We start from the raw sequence: 17,632 nt of genomic DNA on the forward strand, positions 1-17,632 counted from the left end.
AAGCAGGGGTACGGTGTGCAATTGCGAGGTCAGCAGTAACAGGTTCAGGCCGGCAGGCAGGCCGGCTCCGGCTCTCGCAGTACTTCCGCTTCGCCAGCCGCCTTGCTGCCGCCCGACGAGTTGACGTAGGCGAGCACGTCCATGGTCGTCTGGTACGCCCAGATTGCGAAGCTCGCGATCAGCTCGGCTGCCAGCGTTGCACCGGCTGTAGCCGCGCCGCCCAGCACCTTCGTGAGAATGGTGACGATGGCAAGAGAAAGACCCCACCAGCCGGCGAGACTCAGCACCAGCCGTACAAGCGGCATGAAAACGCCGGCATCGTAGACGCCTTTCAGCACGACCAGCAGTGCACCGGCCGTAGCTGCACGATTGGTCCGGATGGCGGTGACAAGCGTATTGATCCGGCTCATCACGCTCGGATAACCCTGCAGCAGACGATACACCCCCGGGCCGAGTTTCTCGGCGTTGCCAATCAGCGGTCCAAGGCCGATGGCGAGAAAACAGCCGCCTGTGAGATCCCAGATCACCTTGACGAGAAGCGGATCGATATCGACGTTTTCGGCTTCCGGCGGCGCGAAGGCCATCATGTGATTATCGAGTCCCGTCTGCGTGGGGTTGAACAGCAGATTGAAACAAGTCGAGAAGTCGGCGTTGTAGGTTCCGTTGACGGCGATTGCGCCGGCCGGGTTGACCGCCATGAAGGGTGCGCCGGAGCTGCCGACGAGCCCGAGATTGATGGTCCCGTTCGATTGCAGCGACGGGATCAGCTTCGCCGCGTTTTGTGCCGTGCCGCCTGAATGCAGCGTGCCGTCGCCGCCGACGACCACAAAGCTGCCATCGTGACATTGCAGGGTAATGGCCGCCGAGCCCGCTGCTCCTGGAACGCCAATGGTGAACGATTCCGCTGCATCGCTCGACGTCCCGCTGGTCGTGATCTGACCGCCCGCCGATACCGCCCAGTAACCGCCCGCGCCCGTTTGCAGTTTCATCTGGTCGCCGCTGCCGAAGAGTCCGGCCATCGATACAAAATTCTGGTCAGTCGGGAACAGCGGTTCCAGCGCCGATACCGCGACAGGCTGATTTTCAGCCACGACCAGACTCGATACCGCCGCCGATCCCCATGTGTAGACCATGGAGAACGACTTGATGTGGTTGATCCAGGAATCGCTGAAGGTGGCATTGTTGGCCGTGATGTTCAACGACTGGTTCGCGATCAGCGAGGCCACCTTGCTGGTCACGTCCGCACGGCAATATGCCGCGGCGATGACGTTGAGCGCACTGGCATCGACGGGTGGCTGGTACGGCGGCACGGTCGCGTCGTAGTCCACCGTCAGCGTGCTTCCCTCGGTTGCGATCGCCTGTTGCGGCTTGCACTCGGCGTATTGATAGACCACGTTGAGGGTCTTGTTAATGCCTGGCCAGCCGTCGCCAAAAACTGAATTCGATGCCGCGATGCTCAGGTTGCGCCGGCTCACGTTGGCCTGGACTACGGCCGTCACATCGCTCATGCCCCAGAACGCGCTCAGGACCTGCAGATGGGGGCGGTACTTGAGCGAATACGGGCTGCCTTCCACCACGATATCCGTGAACGGAACCTGGCCGGTGTAGCTCGCCACGATCACGAAGGCCTTGCGGTGGTTGACCCATGTATCGGTGAAGGTCGCGTTGTTCGCGGTCAGGTTCAGCGTCTGGCCGGAAGGCACCATTCCCTGTACCTGTTGACTGACGTTTTTCGGGCCGTAACTCGCGCCCCACACAGTCAGGGCCGGCTGGGTGTTGTTCAAAGCCGAAGCTGCGGAGGAAAGTTCGAACTCATGCGCGCCAATCGTCAGTGTCTGGTTTTCCATTGCGGTTGCGGTTTGCGGCAACCCGCCGTCGTAGCTATAAACCACGGTCAGGGTTTTACTGACACCCGGCCAGGTATCGGTGAATACCGAATTACTCGCCTGAACTGAGAGTGTTTCGGGAGTGGTCTGCCGGTTCACCAGTAACGTGACTTGCCCGGTAACCTGCTTTAGCCCGTAAGCCGCGCCGATGATTGTGAGAACGCCCGTATTTGCGGTTGGCATGCTGATCCTTCTATTGAGTGATTAAGCAGCGTGGATGTAATGAAGCGTAAGGCTGGCGTATAGGTCGATACGGCCGAAGCCCTTTGCCAGCAGTGATGCGAGCATGTGTCGCATCTCTCTCAGACCTGTTGGCGGAGAGACGATATCACGCGTTAAAGCCATGAAACAGTTTGCTCATACAAATAAAATTTCCGGCTGTTTTTCTGCAGTTTGATTGGAATTAAGTCGCTCTGGAATCGGTACCCACGATTCATTTAATTGTTTGAATCTGATTATTCAGAGCGTTTTCGCCATGATGTTTTAATCAGAATTTAAATTAGTCGATATGTGTGAAAAATTGTCATAAGAACGTGTTCGGGGATTTATTTTGTGATTAACGAGATAACCGGACCAAGCCTGAGTCCAATGATCATGTCCTAGTCTCTTCGCATGTTTTTGGCTCTGTAAGACCGCGTCGTAACGGGCTATCGTGAATTCCTCTTTGAAGGAATCCCATGATCCATTCCACCGCGTTTCAACATCTCGAAGGTCCCGCCGAACTGACAGAAGCCTTCAGCGTGATGCAGGAATTGCGTCCGCATCTCACCACTTCGGATGCCTTTGCGAGGCAGGTCAATCGGCAGTTTGCGCAGGGTTATCGGCTGCTTGCGGCGAACCATGGCGAAGCACCCGTCGGACTTGCGGGTTACCGGTTCGTGGAGAACCTGATCTATGGGCGGTTCGTTTATGTCGATGACCTCGTCGTGACTTCGCGTCTGCAACGCTCAGGCGTGGGCGGCGAGTTGCTGGCGCAGGTCCGCCGGATCGCGCAAGAGGCGGGTTGCGATCACTTCGTACTCGATACCGGCCTGCACATGGCGCTCGCGCAGCGCTTTTATTATCGGCAAGGGCTGTTGGCGAAAGGCATGCATTTCGTCGAATCACTGGAGCCCGCTTTGCCGTCATCACCGGCGAGGACACGCTGATGCGCGCGCTCTTGTTGAACAGCAGCCCGCATGGCGAAGCCAGCCACGCGTATCGCCTTGCACGGGAAATGGTCGGCACGCTCGGGGCACACGACCAGCAGATCACTGAACGGGATCTGGTCGCTGATCCGCTGCCGCCGATCGGCCGTGATTATGCAACGGCGGTGACATCGGGAAACTCGCAGGACGCTGCCTTCGGCTGGTCCGAGCGCGTCATTCGAGAAGTCGAGGACACCGACCTTCTGATCATCACCACGCCCATGCACAACTTTACGGTCCCGGCCGCGCTGAAACTCTGGATAGATCACGTCTTGCGGATCAACCGGACGTTCACATCGACGCCGGACGGCAAGGTCGGACTGATGCGGGACCGGCCGACTTTCGTGCTGGTGGGCTCAGGTGGTTTTCATAGTGGCGAACGCGCCCGGCAGCCGGATTTCCTCACGCCTTATCTTCGGTACGCACTGGAATCCATCGGCATTCGCAGCGTGAATTTCGTTCTGATGCAAGGCCTGGTTGGCGGCGATGTTGCGGTGTCCAAAGCATTATTGGAGGCTCGCAACGCTTTGCTGATGCATGCGCCGTTCAACACGGTCGCGTCGGTTTCCGCATAGATCTACGCGTCGGCTGCACGCTTCAGTTCGTGCGCGCGGCGCATCGCCTGATCTTCGTCGACGATGTTGGCAAACCCCAGCACCAAACCGCTTTGCGACGGCACGCCCATATACCAGCGCGATAACGCCTGTTCGCCAAAGCCCTTGGGATTGGCGCGGCCGGCCACCGCTACGTCGTCCGTGCCGTCGACGAAATGCGCCGCCATCTGCAAGCCTCCCGGCGGGAGATCGATGGCGAGGCGCTCGCCGAACACTTCGGCAAGGGCGCGCGCGGTGATTTCCCGGCGATGCGCGTATAGCAAACGCATCTTCTTCAGATGCCGCGCAAAGTGGCCTTCCGCCATGAAGTCGGTCACGCTTGCTTGCAGGAGATAGGGGGACCCCGCGTTCATGCTTGCGCAGACTTCGTGAAAACGCTGCGTTGCGCTGACCGGCGCGACCACATACGCGAGCCGCAATCCAGGGAACATCACCTTGCTGAACGTGCCGCTATAAATCACGCGGTCGTGCTGATCCAGGCTTTTCAGCGCGGGAAGTGGTCGGCCCGCATAACGGAACTCGCTGTCGTAATCGTCTTCGATCACCCAGCTTCCGTTGGCTTTCGCCCAGTCGAGCAATGCCATCCTGCGTTCCAGCGATAACGTCACGCCCGTCGGACTTTGATGCGATGGCGTGACTACCGCGAAGCGCGCATTCGCGTTGAGGGCGAGGCCGCGTTCGACCGAGATGCCGTGTGCATCGACGGGAACGGGCACGAGCCGCGCATTCACTTCGAGCAGGAAACGGCGGGCGAGAATGTAGCCGGGGTCCTCGAACCAGAAGGCATCGTCGGGCGAGGCGAGACTGCGCAATACGAGTTCGAGCGTCGCACGATAACCCGTCGTGACGAAGACCTGCTCGGGCACGCATTCGACTCCGCGCGACAACCCCAGGTAAGTGGCGATCCGTTCGCGCAATGGCCAGAAGCCGGCAGGATCAGGGTACGCAAACGCGGTTGCGTCGCCGCTGCGCAGCCGATGCGCGACCAGCCGGTTCCAGACCTTGCGCGGGAATGCATCGATTGCGGGCAAGCCCAGTTGATACGGCCGAGGTGCGCCGCTGCCATAGGGCGACAACGCAGGCGCCGCTGCCGGCAAAGGTTTGCCCGCTGCACGCCGGGTGCCGCTTGCCGAAACTGGCAGCGCTGGCGAAACAATGGTTCCTGCCGCGCCGCGAACCTGCAGATACCCTTCATCGGCGAGGATCCGGTAGGCCATCTCCACCGTTCCGCGCGCCACGTTCAGTTCCATCGCGAGGCCGCGCACCGCAGGCACGCGATCACCGGAGCGCAGATGCCCTTGCGCGATCGCGGTCTTGAATCGCGTGCAGATCTGCAGATAAACCGGCACGGAAAGCGCACGATCGATATCCAGCTCGAGCTTCGGTAACGCGGGCTTCATGGACTAGTCATTGTGATGATTCTTGGCTCTTCTAGGCAGGCCATGATTTTCGCATACTACTTCTGTGGCCCGATACAGCGATACCCGCGCCAGCAAAATCAATCACGAATGACTGACTTTTCCCAGGAGCGTTTCATGACTTCCCGTCTTGATTTCTACAAATCCAATCCCGCCGACATCAAAGCCTTGATGGGCGTTGAAGAACAGATCAACAAGAGCCCGCTCGAACAGATCCTGAAGGAACTGGTGCGCTTGCGTGCATCGCAGATCAATGGCTGTGCTTTTTGCCTGGATATGCACGTGGCCGACGCGCGCAAGGCTGGAGAATCCGAACGCCGTCTGGCGACGGTCTCGGCATGGCGCGAAACGCCGTTCTTCACCGAGCGCGAACGCGCTGCGCTGGAGTGGACCGAAGCGCTGACGCTGGTCGCGCAGAATCACGTGCCGGATTCTGTCTGGGAAGCCGTCCGCCCGCATTTCGACGACAAGGAATTGACCGACCTGACGTTGCTGATCACGTCGATCAACAGTTGGAACCGCTTTGCGATCGCGTTTCGCAAGATGCCTGAATAACGTCGTGTCAGCGTTTTAAGCTTCCGCGCGTGCGTCCAGCAACAAGGCCACGCGCGTGCGGGCGAAGGCGGGGTCGATGGGTTCATCGTCGAAAAGCAGCCGGTACATGATCGGCGCGACCACGCTGTCCATTACATCGTGCAACGCCGGCGGCACTTCGCCGCGTTCGACCGCGCGCTCCAGGATCATCTGAACCTGCGAGCGCGTAATAGCCGCACACTGGCACGCAGGGCCGCTGCCGTCGGCGTTCATTCCCGCGAGCACGTCGCGGGTCATCGCACGGCCCGGCGCCGATGACATCTCGTCCTGGTATCCCTGCGCCCACGTTGCGAGATCGCTTTGCAGCGAACCGGTATCGGCGGGACCGTTGTCGGGGTAGAAACGCTGCACGGCGACATCGGCGAGAAGGGTTTGCAGGTCGCCCCAACGCCGGTAAATGGTCGACGGCGTCACGCCCGCCCGCACCGCAATCTGCGGCACGGTGATCGCGTCGCGCGGCATTTCCGCCAGCAAGCCGTTGACCGCCCGGTGGACCGACTCCTGAACCCGCGCGCTTCTGCCGCCGGGCCGCAAACCTTCTCGTGCTGCCATGTGCTCCACTCCTGCTGCGAACCAGCGTTAAAGCTAAAACGTTGCATTAACGCCGGACAACGCGCACAATCCGCTAAAGCAATTATTTTGCGTTTATTCGACGGAGTGTGCAATGGCTATCGATACCAGTCCGAGTTCGTCCCGTTCGTCGTCCCAGGCGCTGGGGCTCTATGCGTTCGCCTCGGCCACCTTTTTCGCGGCATCCAGCGCCCCTACGCCGCTTTACAGGGTGTACCAGGAGGCGTGGGGATTTTCGTCCGCCATGGTCACGCTCGTGTTCGCCAGTTATGCGTTCAGTTTGCTGGCCGCGCTGCTGACAACGGGCGCGCTGTCGGATCACATTGGCCGGCGTCCGGTGATCATCGGCGGGATCGCGCTGGAAGTCGTGGCGATGCTTGTTTTCACCGATGCCCACAGCGTCGGCATCCTGATCCTCGCGCGCGTGCTGCAGGGCTTCGCGACCGGCGCGGCGACAAGCGCGCTGGGCGCCGCGATCCTCGATGCAAGCCCTACGCGCGGCTCCCTGGTCAATACCTTGTCGCCGCTCTTCGGCATGGGCGTGGGTGCGCTCGGATCGAGCATGCTGGTGGAATATGCGCCGGCGCCCATGCGGCTGGTCTATCTGGTGCTGGTTGCATTGTTCGTGGTGCAGGCGGCCTGGGTGCTGGTGCTGCCCGAAACCGTGAGCAGGCTTCCGGGCACGCTCGCGTCACTGGTTCCGCGTGTGCGGGTTCCACTGGCGGCGCGCGGGGCGTTGCTGCGCATTGCGCCGGTCAACGTTGCGGTGTGGGCGCTCGGTGGTTTCTATTTGTCGCTCGGACCATCGCTTGCGCGCGCTGTCACCGGCGCCGACGATGCCACCACAGGCGGCTGGGTCGTGTTCGCGCTGACCACCGGGGGTCTCGCCGCCGTCATGCTCTTGCGCTCCATGAGCACGTTGCGCTTGCTGCTGACCGGCGCAATCGTGCTGGCGGCTGGCTTGCTTATCACCCTGACCGGCGTGCACACGGGCAACGCGGGAATCTTCTTTGTCGGGACGATCATTGCGGGGATGGGTTTTGGCGCGGCGTTCCAGGGCGCGTTGCGCTCGGTATTACCACTCGCAGAGGCGCATGAACGCGCAGGGCTGATGGCGGCGCTGTACGTGCTGAGTTATCTGGCCTTCAGTGTGCCGGCAATCCTCGCAGGTACGATGGCCCATGTGGTCGGCTTGCGGCTGACGACCGACGTGTACGGCACCGCGCTCGTCGTGCTCGCCGCAATGACTGTGGTTGCGAGCGGCCTAAACAAGGGCGCGAGGATGGCGCGTGAGGGGAGCTAACCGCTCTTACGCGCCGCAGGCCCCGTCGGGCCGGGCCCCGTTGGGCTGAACCAGTAAGCAATCGCGCCGATCACGAGCGGCACGGCCGTGACCAGAAACAAGCGCGAAAACAAGTCCGCGCTCGATAACCCCGCATGACGCGCATGCTCCGCGATCATTCCGAAGATGCTGCTTGCCAGCGCCACGCCCAGGAACACGAGGCTGTTCAGCAACCCGAGACCAAGCCCGAGTTTCGCGGGCGCGATGATGCCGCGCGCTTGCGACATCACGAGCGGATGAATCGCGCCTACTGACAGCAGCAGGCAGATCGCGCCGACACTGATGACCGGGCTTTGCGCAGGTGTCGATGCCAGCACGAGCGCGGCACACACGCCGGCCGCAAGCCATCCGAGCGTCAGCGTTTTCGGCGCCATTCGCCGCACGAGCAGCGGAATGGAGAAGGACGCTGCGATCCCCGCAACACTCGTGATGGTCATGGCATTGCCCCGGGCGATGACGTCGAAGCCGAATACATCGGCGAGATAGGGGCCGCCCCATGACGTACGAAACGTCGCGCCCACCGACATGGCAAGACATACGGGCATCAAGGTCCACATGCCTTTCTTGTTGCCCGATGCTGCCGCTGCTCCGGCCGCGCGAACCGCGTAGGAAGCGCTATGTTCACGACGACGCACGAAAAACATGATGCCGAGCGTCGCGATCAGCATGAACATCGCCGATAACCCCATCACCGGCCGCCATCCATAAACCGATGTTGCGCGGCTCAGCGGAAACGCCGCCAGCAAGCCGCCGATCATGCCGATTGCACTCGCTGTAGTAACCGCGGTAACCGCGCGAACGCTGCGCGGACTGCCGCCTTCGCTATTGCGCAGCACGTGGTTCAGCAAACCCATGAAGACCGGCGCGCATCCGAGCCCGATTCCCGCCTGTGCGACGATCGCGAGAACGGGATCCTCGGTCACGGATAACAAAGCGACGCTCACCGTACCTATGCTCATCAGCACGGCCGTCGGATAACGCACTCCGAAGCGGTCGAAGAGTATGCCGACGGGAATCTGCGCCGCCGCGAAGACGAGAAAAAACGCGCCCGAGAACCAGCCGAACATTTGCGGCGTGAAGTGAAAATCACCGATGAGCTGCGTCGAGATCACCGCCACATAGCTGCGGAAAAACTGGCTGAGCACGTAACTGAAGGTGAGCGCCCACAGGCCGAAATCGGCGTTGTACGCGGATGTCGATGCGCGGGATGTGTTCTCGATATCGCTCATTCGCAAATGGTCATGCTTCCCCGCGAGCCTTCGCGATTTCGCGCGGCGTGAGTCCAAGCAGACGGTTCATCCAGTGCGCCATATGGCTTTGATGCGCGAACCCCGTATCGAGCGCGATCTGGCTGGTGCTGAGTTTGCCTTGCATCAGCAGCGCCTTTGCTCGTTCCACGCGCCGTTCAATGACATATCGATGCACGGGCAAACCGAGCGTTTCACGAAACAAGACCTTGAAATGCGGAACGCTGAGCTGCGCGAGCGCGGCGAGGTCACCCAGCGTCAGGCGCTGATCCAGATTGTCTTCAATGAACTCGACGATCCTCGCCGTCGTTTTCGGCGCCAGTGTGCGGCGCTTGTTTTCGAGCGCTGCGCTCGTCACGCCGCCATCGACAAGACGCACGACCATCGCGGTGCAGAGGCTTTCGGCATACAACGGGTCGGAGCAATCGTCGGCTTCGAGTTCGGCGCGCAACGCCCAGGCGAGATGCTGGAAACGTGGATCGCGCATCTGAAGCTGCGGACGAATCTGCGCACGGCTCGGGCGCAGGTCGAGTTGTTCCAGCGTTCTGCCGGCAAACGGCTCGCTTATCCAGATGCTCAGGATCGTGCAGTCGGATTCGTCCGTCCATTGACCTTCGAGTCCTGCCGGGATCACGTCGGCATCGCCGTGCGCCTGCACGCGCGAAAGCCGGTATTCGCTCGTGACGCAACGCGCCACGACCGGTGGCCCGACATGGACGCCGACCCTGTGATGCGGCATCGCGGGAATCCGATGCACACCTGCCGATACACCGAGCAACGCCGCGCCAAAACCAGTCCAGCCGTGGTCTTTGCTGGAGCGCAGATTGACCCGCGAACTATTGGGTTGCGGCGTTGCTGTGTTCATGACGACTCCTTCAGCGAGAGGCAGGCTGCATTGTGCGTGGTTTTCCGCGGGTTCGCTTGATAGTCGAAGCCATGATGCAAGGCACAAAACAATCATCCGGTTCTGCGCATTGTCATCCATGCGTGCGCGCCATGAGTGCCGTTCTTTCCTACGATGCCAGCATTCAGGCAAACAAACGGAGCGGCGCATGATCGTGATTTTTGGAGCATCGGGAAACGTGGGAAAGGCGACGGCGGCTGCATTGCGCGGCGCGGGGCATGCGGTCCGGGCGGTGGTCAGGAACGAGCAACAGGGCGCGGATCTGGCGCAACTCGGATGTGAAATTGCACTCGCAGACTTGCTGGACCGAGCGTCGGTTTCGAACGTGCTTCGCGGCGCCGACGCGGTGCAGATCCTTTGCCCGGTGCCAGTCGGCGACCCGCATCCGGCCGCTTCCATGCATCGCATGATCGACATGACCGTCGAGGCCTTGCGCGCCAATCCACCGTCGCGGGTCCTTGCGTTGTCCGACTACGGCGCAGAGCTGGAAAGCGGCACGGGCATCACCATGCTTTTTCACGCGCTGGAAAACCAGTTGAAGCCGGTGATGCAAAACCTGACGCTGTTGCGTGCCGCCGAGCACATGCAGAACTGGGCGCGGGTGCTGCCGGTGGTTTTATCGACGGGGATCTTGCCTTCATTGCATCATCCGCTGAGCAAACGCTTTCCGACGGTCGCCGCTCAGGACGTCGGGCGGCTTGCGGCGCAACTGCTGCTCGATCACGGCTACGCCGACGGGCTGCGCACGGTGAGCGTGGAAGGTCCCCAACGCGTCAGCGCACTCGATGTCGCCTGCACGCTGAGCGAAGTCATCGGCCGGGAGATCAAAGCGCACGAGCTGCCGCGGGAACAATGGACGCCAACGCTGCATCGCGCTGGCTTGAGCGCGGACCACGCAACGCTCATAACGGAGCTGTACGACACGCACAATGCGGGCCATATTGACGTCGAGGCGCACAGCGAACGGCGTTTCGGTACGACGGAATTAGCCGAAGTGCTGGCTTCGATCCTGCCTTCGAACGCAACGGCAGCGCGTTAAATGTGCAAGCAATCCATGCTTGCACGCATGTGCCTCGCCCTTGTGATCGTGCTTGCCGGATGGTTCGGCGGCCGCCGGTTGCAGCAAGTGATCGACGCCATTCCTGATAGCAACGATGACTTCATCTTCTTTTGATGCGGCCGCGTCCCGATGAAAGGCGAGCCACGGGTTTTAGCGCGGCGTCTTTTCCACACGCATCGCGCGCGGTGAATTTGTCATGACCGCATCGATTCCCAGATTCGTCGCCGTTGCGTATGCTTCGGCCGAGTCCACGCCGAACACCACGATCTTCACATCCCCGTTCGTCCTGAAGCATTTCACGGCGGCGGGCGTCCACCATTTGGCGTAGACCCTTGACACGCCGGTCCCAAGCGCAAAGCGCTCGACTATCTCGACCTGTCTGCGCAACTCGATACCCACCCAGCTTCCGGCGGGCGGCGGGTTGTCGCAGGTACCGCCCAGCGAGAGGTTGAGCAGACGGTCTCGCGTCGCATCGCGCGTTTCGAACACTTGCGCGTTCGGGTAAGACCTCATTTTCTGGATGGCTTCTGCGTCGGTGGAATAAAGGCGCACGCGCGACCACGCGTTGGACTCCTCAAGAATTCGTGCGACGGCGATCACGAGGGGCGCGACCGGCGTTTGTTTCATGTCGAGCATGATCGGCACGGACGCAGGAACAGTTTTCAACGCTTCTTGCAGAGTGGGGATACGCAGCGGCGTGTGACGATATGGGTAAGTGATCTTGCCCGACGCGTCTTTCGACTCGAAGGAATAACCCGCGTTGAGTTTTTTTATCTTGCCTAGTGTGATGTCGTCAATATGCCCACGCCCATCCGTCAGTTCGCGAAGATCGCCGGGGCGGTACAGCACTGGAACGCCGTCTCTCGTCACCTGCACGGTCATCCACAATACATCCGCGCCGTTATCGAGCGCTGCGTGAAATGCCTGAAGCGTATTCTCAGGCATGTCGCCAGCACCGCCCCGATGCGCGACGATCAAAGGGGCCGCGAGCGCCACCGTTGCCGGCAGTGCGGTCAATACAAAAAGTGCGGCTGCGTTCATGAGTTTGAAAGTGACTGGTTTCATTATTTTGTCGTCCGAACAAATAAATTGATTTGTTATCCAGAACAAATATTTCAGATGAGCCAAGGACACTATAGTCCTTTCACTGTGAAGCAAGGGCTGATTGTCAAGACTTTATATTGAGATGGAAAATGCGGTTTTCGATTCGCAACTTCTGGCTGCCAGAGCATTTTTCCAAGGGTGCGCAATAATGTAGGCGGAGAAACCTCTTGGCGGACTTGACCCATGACAACGTTGTTAGCCCTCGATCCCGATTTCTGCAAGTTGCTCGTCAGCAGCCATCTTCGCGTTGTCGGTACACCTTTGATCGATCAGAATGCATTGCAGGAAGATGCCGCTCGGTGGCTATACGAAGACGCGCCGTTTTGCGTCGTCGCACATGACACCGACGCGGACCCGCGCTTCGTGTACGCAAATCGCGCGGCACAAAAGTGCTTCGAGTACTCATGGAGCGAATTTACAGCGTTGCGTTCGCGTTTGTCGGCTGAACATCCTGATCGCGACGAGCGCGACGCCTTGCTGGAATCGGTACGCACCAAGGGCTATGCAAGCGGTTACCGCGGCCTCCGCATTGCAAAGTCGGGCAGGCGGTTCTGGATCGAGAACGTGACGGTCTGGAACCTGATCGATGATGACGGTGTGTATCGCGGGCAGGCGGCGACCTATCGTCAATGGAAGGACGTTTGACTGGGCGGCGAGGCCAACTTGGCAGGCGTTGATCTGAAATTGGCAATGGCAGTCTTGCACTCGCCAGCAACAGCCGACGAGCACAAGCGGCGGATATTACCTGCTAGTTCCGCCAACCGACCGCTTCGGCAAAGCGCGATCGGTTCGCAAGATGTTTGGTCGCCGAGTGCCGTAAGGACGCGTCGCATGTCGGTGTTGCGCCGGCCGCATCTCGCGCGCATCAAAGTATTCCGGGCATTGGCTGGGCGCTAAGCCTTGGCACACGACGAGCAGGTTTTCTCCTTGAGCCACGCGCGAAGCTTTTCGATGGATATGCCGATGCCGTCGGGTTTCTCAAGCAAGCCCACGACCGCAGTATCCCCGACCGGATCGACTTCGACCCAGGCGTTGCAGGAAATGACATGGGCATTGCCTTCTTCAAGACGGACGCAAACGCGAGGCCATAAATCCATGAGCCAGTCGAGCGAAGGATCGCGATACGTCAAACGCACCGCGCCGTGCACTGCAACGAGCTGCGTTCCCGCGCGTTGACGGCTGGCGTGGATCTCACCGGAATGCAAATGGACGGTCTTCATGACATAAGCTCGCTAAAGGCTTGAACACCTTCGAGCTTATTGGCCGGCACGCTTGTGCGACAGACTCAGCGCGGTAGAATCTGTTGCGCAACAGATCATGATTCGTTGATCTGTATCCGTCAATAATTGGCGCGTCTGTATCTGGCGCACGCACTCGCGCACCGGCAGCATGAGCACATGACCACGTCTTCAGACATTCTGCCGCGCGACCTTCCAATGGCAGGCGAGCCGCTCTACGAGCGCCTTGCCGAGCATTATCGCCGGGTCATCACGTCCGGAACGCTGGCGCCGGGCGATCGCATGCCTTCGGTGCGGGTGCTGATGACACGGCATCACGTCAGTCTCTCAACGGCGCTTCAAGTGTTCCGTCGGCTCGAGGACGCGGGCTGGCTGCAAGCGAAACCGCGTTCAGGGTATTTCGTGCGAAGGCGCACGAGTCCGTCCTTACCTTGCGTGGATGAACCGGCTAATACCGCATCACCCGGCGAGGCGCACTTTGTCGGGTTGCATGAATCCATATCGAAGGTCATTGCGTTGGCGCAGCAATATCCTGACGCGTTGAATCTGGGTGGGGCGACTGCCGCGGCCGCGCTTTATCCCACAGCGCGCCTGCAAGCACTCACCATCAAACTCCTGCGCCAGAAACCGACGCTGCTCACCGAGTCCGGGCGTGATTCCGGCGGCGCGTCATTCAGGCAAGCCGTTGCCAGGAGAGCGCTTTCTTCCGGGGTGGTGGTGTCGCCGGAAGAGGTGGTCGTCACCAACGGCGGTGTGGAAGCGGTGAATCTCGCGCTGCGCGCGGTCACGCAGGCCGGCGATACGGTTGCCATCGAATCACCGGCGTTCTTCGGTGTCTTGCAGATTATCGAGAGTCTTGGGCTCCGGGCGCTTGAAATATCTACCAGCCCGTCCACGGGGATATCCATCGAAGCGCTGGAAATGGCATTTCGTGCTTATGGAAATATCAAGGCGCTGGTCGTCGTGCCGCATTTGCAAAATCCGCTTGGCTGCAATATGCCCGATGACCGCAAGGTCGAGCTTGTGCGACTCTGCGCTCAGCACAAGGTCGCACTGATCGAGGACGATCCCTACCGCGAACTGCTCGATGAACCCGACCAGCACAAACCCCTTAAAGCGTGGGACAAAAGCGGCGGGGTGATTCATTGCGTGTCGCTGAACAAGGTGCTGGCGCCCGGCATGCGGCTGGGATGGATGTCTGCCGGCCGATGGCACGAACGCGTAAAGATGCTTAAGTTTTCGCAAAGCCGGAACAATGAAGCCTTGTCCCAGTTGGTCGCTGCCGAGTTCATGGGTTCAGGGGCCTATGACCGGCATCTGTTTCAACTGCGTGAGCGCCTCGTGACTCAACGGATTGCGACCGCGGAAGCCATTGCGCGGTATTTTCCATCCGGTACACGGCTGAGCGCGCCGGCGGGCGGCGTTTTGCTATGGGTGGAATTGCCTTCGGGTACGGACTCGGAACGTCTTTTCGAAGCTGCGCTCGCGGAAGGGATTCGCATCGCGCCAGGGACCATATTCTCGAACTCGCGGCGCTTTGCCTCCTTCATTCGCTTGAGTTGCCCGCAACCCTTCGATCAGACCCTGGACGACGCGTTCCAGCGTCTCGGACGACTGGCCCTGGAAGCGCATTAGCTGTCGCGCTTCTCGCGTGTTTCGCCATTCGACCGCAGGCCTGGAATTTCCTTGGGGCCTCACAATCAAGGTTGACGTGCCGCTTCGCGGCTGCCTAAAATCCGGGCATCGTAAAAATTGGGGCTGACGCCTTGGACACTTGCAGTAATCGACCTTCGAAGTATCTCGCTGCCTGACCGGCAGGACCCACGCTTTTATCTCGAGCCGCCGTCCTGCCAGCAGGCAGACGGTGCGCGTCTTCATACCTCGCCCGTGTACTTTCTATCTGCGCGTTTATTTGGCGCAGTGATCAGCCACGTTCCGGGCATTGGTTTGCCCGCTGTCATTTGACTGTCATACGCAGTCAATACGGTGGCGCTGGGTCCGCGTTGCCGCGGACCGGGAATACCCGCGCGACAATACAAGTTAAAGAATCGCTCATGTTGGATTATCTTCTCCCTCTCCTCGCGGCATTGGCCTGTGGCATCGGCATTGGTCTTGAAAGACAAATGCGCCAGCGCACCGCCGGACTTCGCACCATCACGCTCGTCACGTGCGGTGCGTGCCTGTTCGTGCTGCTCGGCGCGATGACCGGTAACGGCACGACCACCCTTACGCAGATCGCGGCGTACGTGGTGTCCGGTGTCGGCTTCCTTGGTGGCGGCGTCATCATGCGCGAGCAGGGTGCTATCCAGGGCATCAATACGGCGGCTACGTTATGGTGTTCCGCTGCGGTGGGCGTGCTGTGCGGCGCGGGACACTATGGTCCTGCGCTTGCGGGAACGGCGGTGATCCTTTTCATCAATACCGTGCTGCGAGAAGTGGGGCGTGCCATCAATACCGCGCCGGTCGCGTCCGCCGATCTTTTGCGCAAGTACGTGCTGACCGTCGTCTGCCGTGAGCAGGACGAGGTGAATGTCCGCGCGCTCATCACCAATTCCATGGTGTCTGCACCGTTCTCGTTTCAGGGGCTGAGCAGCCGCGATATCGACGATGAATCCAGACGCGTCGAGGTCATTGCCACGCTTGAAACGCACCCCAAGTTTCAATCGAAAGTCGAAGCGGTTGCGAGCCGGCTCAGCATGGACAAAGGGGTCTCGAGTGTGAGCTGGGCAGGGCTCGATACGGTTCCGGTGACCGACTGACTCCAGCGGATAGACCACGGCATGCGTTTTGAAAGAATGAATCGGTAGTATCAGTCCGACGATGTCGCCATTGGTGCGTGACATCCGGGCGCAGACTTTTTCGAGCGCCGCCTCACATTCTTCAAGGTTGCGGATGAGCACTTACGTGTTGTTGGCTTGCGGGTTTGGAATCGGACTGTCGATAGCAATCTGGGGCATCTTCGACGCGCGCAAACACTCGCGGCGTGAATCGGCAGACGATAAGCGCTGACGCGTTGATCGCCCCGCGCTGAGCGCTGCACCGCGATTACAGATCCCTTGTTTCAAGCCTTCATCTGCCGCAACATGGCGTCCTTGTCATTTTGGCGTCAGCATCAGGTCAGCGTGAGTCCCTCAGAATCGAGTCATGGTCATCGCGGGTTGAACAGCGCATGACCATGGGCTTCTTTCACGCCGAGCGAAGCCGCACGTTTCATTCGCATAGAGGCAGACCATCATGAAAACACTTATCTACGCAACGCTGGCCGTTGCATTGGCCACGCCAGTTGTGTCGTTTGCGCAAACGGCCGAGCCGGTTACCCGTGCGGAAGTACGCGCAGATCTGGTCCAGCTTGAAAGCGCGGGGTATCGGCCGGTTTCGCAGGACGCTACTTACCCGTCGGATATCCAGGCCGCTGAAGCGCGTGTACACGCCGGTAATGGCGCAAGCGCCTATGGCGGTGTATCGGACACGGGAACATCCGTGTCTCCGGTCAGCAGCCCCGCCGGCAATCAGTGACCGGCATTGATTGAATTGGCGCCAAACGGATCGACGTTCGGCGCCAGATCCTCAGACCGCCGAGGACACGCTCAAGTGCGTTGTCCTTGAGCGGCAGCATTGTCGCGTTTTTCCAGGGGCATCGCTTTCGCCTTTGTTCTGGCCGGCAGGAAGGGATAGATAAGCAACTGATAAGCCCCGCCGCCAATCACACCGCCAAGCAAGGGCGCAGCCACCGGAATCCACCAGTAGTTGTCGGGCGACGGCAGCGCCGACGATCCCCAGCCTGCAAAGTAGGCGAACAGTCGCGGACCGAGATCGCGTGCGGGGTTCATGGCCCATGCTTCGAGATATCCCATCGATGAACCCAGGATCGCTACCAGCAGGCCGATCATGAGCGCGCCCGAATTGGCTTGCGGCGCCATTTCGTTGAACTGCTCGGTAATCGCGAAGATGCCGAAGAGCAGCAGCGCAGTGAGAATGACCTCGTTGGAGAACGCGTGCATGGGCGTGACCGCCAGGCCCGGATGCGTAAAGAACACCCCGGCGGCCCCGCCTTCCGCCCTCGTCAGATGATGCGTCAGGTTGTAATGGTCGATGACCGGTCCGAACAATGCATACACGATCACCGCGCCAAGAATGCCGCCAAGCAGTTGCGCCGCCCAGTAAGGCACGACCTTCTTCCACGAAAAGCCGCGGAACAAGGCAAGCGCAAGCGTGACTGCCGGATTTGCATGCGTGCCGGATATCGACCCCGTGACATAGATGGCAAGCGTGACCGCCAGTCCCCAAGAAATGCAGACGCCCCAATATGCGTTCGCGTAAGGGCTCGGGTCATAGAGGGTGTACATGCACGCGACGGAATCACCAAACGCGATGACGATGAAAACCGCGACCGCCTCGGAAATTAGTTCTCCGATGCATTGTTTTTTCGTGAAGGGTATTGCGGTAGAGGACACTAGAGATTGCTCCG

Annotated in this window: 18 protein-coding genes; 10 read left to right on the top strand and 8 right to left on the bottom strand. The window is 60.2% G+C overall.

Going from position 1 to position 17,632, the window contains the following annotated elements; translation table 11 throughout:
• Positions 1 to 44 precede the first annotated feature (44 nt).
• Positions 45 to 2,069 (bottom strand): hypothetical protein, encoded by a 2,025-nt coding sequence (locus AXG89_RS39115; protein WP_205583108.1) that lies wholly within the window; start codon positions 2,067 to 2,069, stop codon positions 45 to 47.
• Positions 2,070 to 2,563: 494 nt separating this feature from the next.
• Here AXG89_RS39115 and AXG89_RS39120 point away from each other — a divergent pair, with 494 nt between their 5' ends.
• On the top strand, positions 2,564 to 3,034 hold the full coding sequence (locus tag AXG89_RS39120; RefSeq protein WP_075358374.1) for a GNAT family N-acetyltransferase: 471 nt from the start codon (positions 2,564 to 2,566) through the stop codon (positions 3,032 to 3,034).
• The gene (locus AXG89_RS39125) at positions 3,034 to 3,648 is read left to right on the top strand and encodes an FMN-dependent NADH-azoreductase (RefSeq protein ID WP_075358375.1); all 615 of its coding nucleotides are present in this window, start codon (positions 3,034 to 3,036) and stop codon (positions 3,646 to 3,648) included. The genes AXG89_RS39120 and AXG89_RS39125 overlap by 1 nt, the downstream gene beginning before the upstream one ends.
• Before the next feature lie 2 nt (positions 3,649 to 3,650).
• Here AXG89_RS39125 and pdxR read toward each other — a convergent pair whose 3' ends face one another.
• Positions 3,651 to 5,087, bottom strand: a complete 1,437-nt coding sequence (gene pdxR / locus AXG89_RS39130; RefSeq protein WP_075358376.1) for a MocR-like pyridoxine biosynthesis transcription factor PdxR — start codon at positions 5,085 to 5,087, stop codon at positions 3,651 to 3,653.
• A 135-nt stretch (positions 5,088 to 5,222) separates the two neighbouring features.
• On the opposite strand from pdxR, the gene AXG89_RS39135 reads away from it, so the two are divergent.
• Positions 5,223 to 5,660: a carboxymuconolactone decarboxylase family protein gene (locus AXG89_RS39135; protein WP_062002061.1), complete on the top strand. Its 438-nt coding sequence runs from the start codon at positions 5,223 to 5,225 to the stop codon at positions 5,658 to 5,660.
• Positions 5,661 to 5,675: 15 nt separating this feature from the next.
• Here AXG89_RS39135 and AXG89_RS39140 read toward each other — a convergent pair whose 3' ends face one another.
• Complete coding sequence (locus AXG89_RS39140; protein WP_075358377.1) at positions 5,676 to 6,251, bottom strand: TetR/AcrR family transcriptional regulator; 576 nt, start codon at positions 6,249 to 6,251, stop codon at positions 5,676 to 5,678.
• Positions 6,252 to 6,363: 112 nt separating this feature from the next.
• On the opposite strand from AXG89_RS39140, the gene AXG89_RS39145 reads away from it, so the two are divergent.
• Complete coding sequence (locus tag AXG89_RS39145; protein ID WP_083637866.1) at positions 6,364 to 7,572, top strand: MFS transporter; 1,209 nt, start codon at positions 6,364 to 6,366, stop codon at positions 7,570 to 7,572.
• On the opposite strand, the gene AXG89_RS39150 is transcribed toward AXG89_RS39145, so the two are convergent.
• On the bottom strand, positions 7,569 to 8,840 hold the full coding sequence (locus tag AXG89_RS39150) for an MFS transporter (RefSeq protein ID WP_075358378.1): 1,272 nt from the start codon (positions 8,838 to 8,840) through the stop codon (positions 7,569 to 7,571). The genes AXG89_RS39145 and AXG89_RS39150 overlap by 4 nt on opposite strands.
• Before the next feature lie 10 nt (positions 8,841 to 8,850).
• Complete coding sequence (locus tag AXG89_RS39155) at positions 8,851 to 9,723, bottom strand: AraC family transcriptional regulator (protein WP_075358460.1); 873 nt, start codon at positions 9,721 to 9,723, stop codon at positions 8,851 to 8,853.
• Positions 9,724 to 9,910: 187 nt separating this feature from the next.
• Here AXG89_RS39155 and AXG89_RS39160 point away from each other — a divergent pair, with 187 nt between their 5' ends.
• Together AXG89_RS39160 and AXG89_RS44230 are read left to right on the top strand one after the other, a co-directional pair.
• Entirely contained in the window at positions 9,911 to 10,801 is an 891-nt protein-coding gene (locus AXG89_RS39160) for an NmrA family NAD(P)-binding protein (RefSeq protein ID WP_075358379.1), read from the top strand.
• Complete coding sequence (locus AXG89_RS44230; RefSeq protein WP_256701103.1) at positions 10,802 to 10,936, top strand: hypothetical protein; 135 nt, start codon at positions 10,802 to 10,804, stop codon at positions 10,934 to 10,936.
• Positions 10,937 to 10,972: 36 nt separating this feature from the next.
• On the opposite strand, the gene AXG89_RS39165 is transcribed toward AXG89_RS44230, so the two are convergent.
• A complete protein-coding gene (locus AXG89_RS39165; RefSeq protein ID WP_236873626.1) occupies positions 10,973 to 11,887 on the bottom strand; it encodes a glycerophosphodiester phosphodiesterase family protein in 915 nt (304 codons plus the stop codon).
• A gap of 222 nt (positions 11,888 to 12,109) precedes the next feature.
• Between AXG89_RS39165 and AXG89_RS39170 the strand changes: the two genes are divergently transcribed.
• Positions 12,110 to 12,571 (top strand): MEKHLA domain-containing protein, encoded by a 462-nt coding sequence (locus tag AXG89_RS39170; protein WP_075358380.1) that lies wholly within the window; start codon positions 12,110 to 12,112, stop codon positions 12,569 to 12,571.
• Between the two features lie 248 nt (positions 12,572 to 12,819).
• Here the strand turns inward: AXG89_RS39170 and AXG89_RS39175 are convergent, their stop codons facing one another.
• Positions 12,820 to 13,146 (bottom strand): hypothetical protein, encoded by a 327-nt coding sequence (locus tag AXG89_RS39175; protein ID WP_075358381.1) that lies wholly within the window; start codon positions 13,144 to 13,146, stop codon positions 12,820 to 12,822.
• Positions 13,147 to 13,323: 177 nt separating this feature from the next.
• On the opposite strand from AXG89_RS39175, the gene AXG89_RS39180 reads away from it, so the two are divergent.
• The 3 genes from AXG89_RS39180 (at position 13,324) to AXG89_RS39190 (ending at position 16,680) form a co-directional block, all read left to right on the top strand.
• Complete coding sequence (locus AXG89_RS39180; RefSeq protein WP_236873627.1) at positions 13,324 to 14,799, top strand: aminotransferase-like domain-containing protein; 1,476 nt, start codon at positions 13,324 to 13,326, stop codon at positions 14,797 to 14,799.
• A 419-nt stretch (positions 14,800 to 15,218) separates the two neighbouring features.
• Positions 15,219 to 15,923, top strand: a complete 705-nt coding sequence (locus AXG89_RS39185; RefSeq protein WP_075358382.1) for an MgtC/SapB family protein — start codon at positions 15,219 to 15,221, stop codon at positions 15,921 to 15,923.
• Positions 15,924 to 16,398: 475 nt separating this feature from the next.
• The gene (locus AXG89_RS39190) at positions 16,399 to 16,680 is read left to right on the top strand and encodes a DUF4148 domain-containing protein (protein WP_075358383.1); all 282 of its coding nucleotides are present in this window, start codon (positions 16,399 to 16,401) and stop codon (positions 16,678 to 16,680) included.
• A gap of 71 nt (positions 16,681 to 16,751) precedes the next feature.
• Here the strand turns inward: AXG89_RS39190 and AXG89_RS39195 are convergent, their stop codons facing one another.
• Complete coding sequence (locus AXG89_RS39195) at positions 16,752 to 17,618, bottom strand: MIP/aquaporin family protein (protein ID WP_197672666.1); 867 nt, start codon at positions 17,616 to 17,618, stop codon at positions 16,752 to 16,754.
• Positions 17,619 to 17,632: the final 14 nt, after the last annotated feature.

This window comes from Burkholderia sp. PAMC 26561, from assembly GCF_001557535.2.
Classification (GTDB): domain Bacteria; phylum Pseudomonadota; class Gammaproteobacteria; order Burkholderiales; family Burkholderiaceae; genus Caballeronia.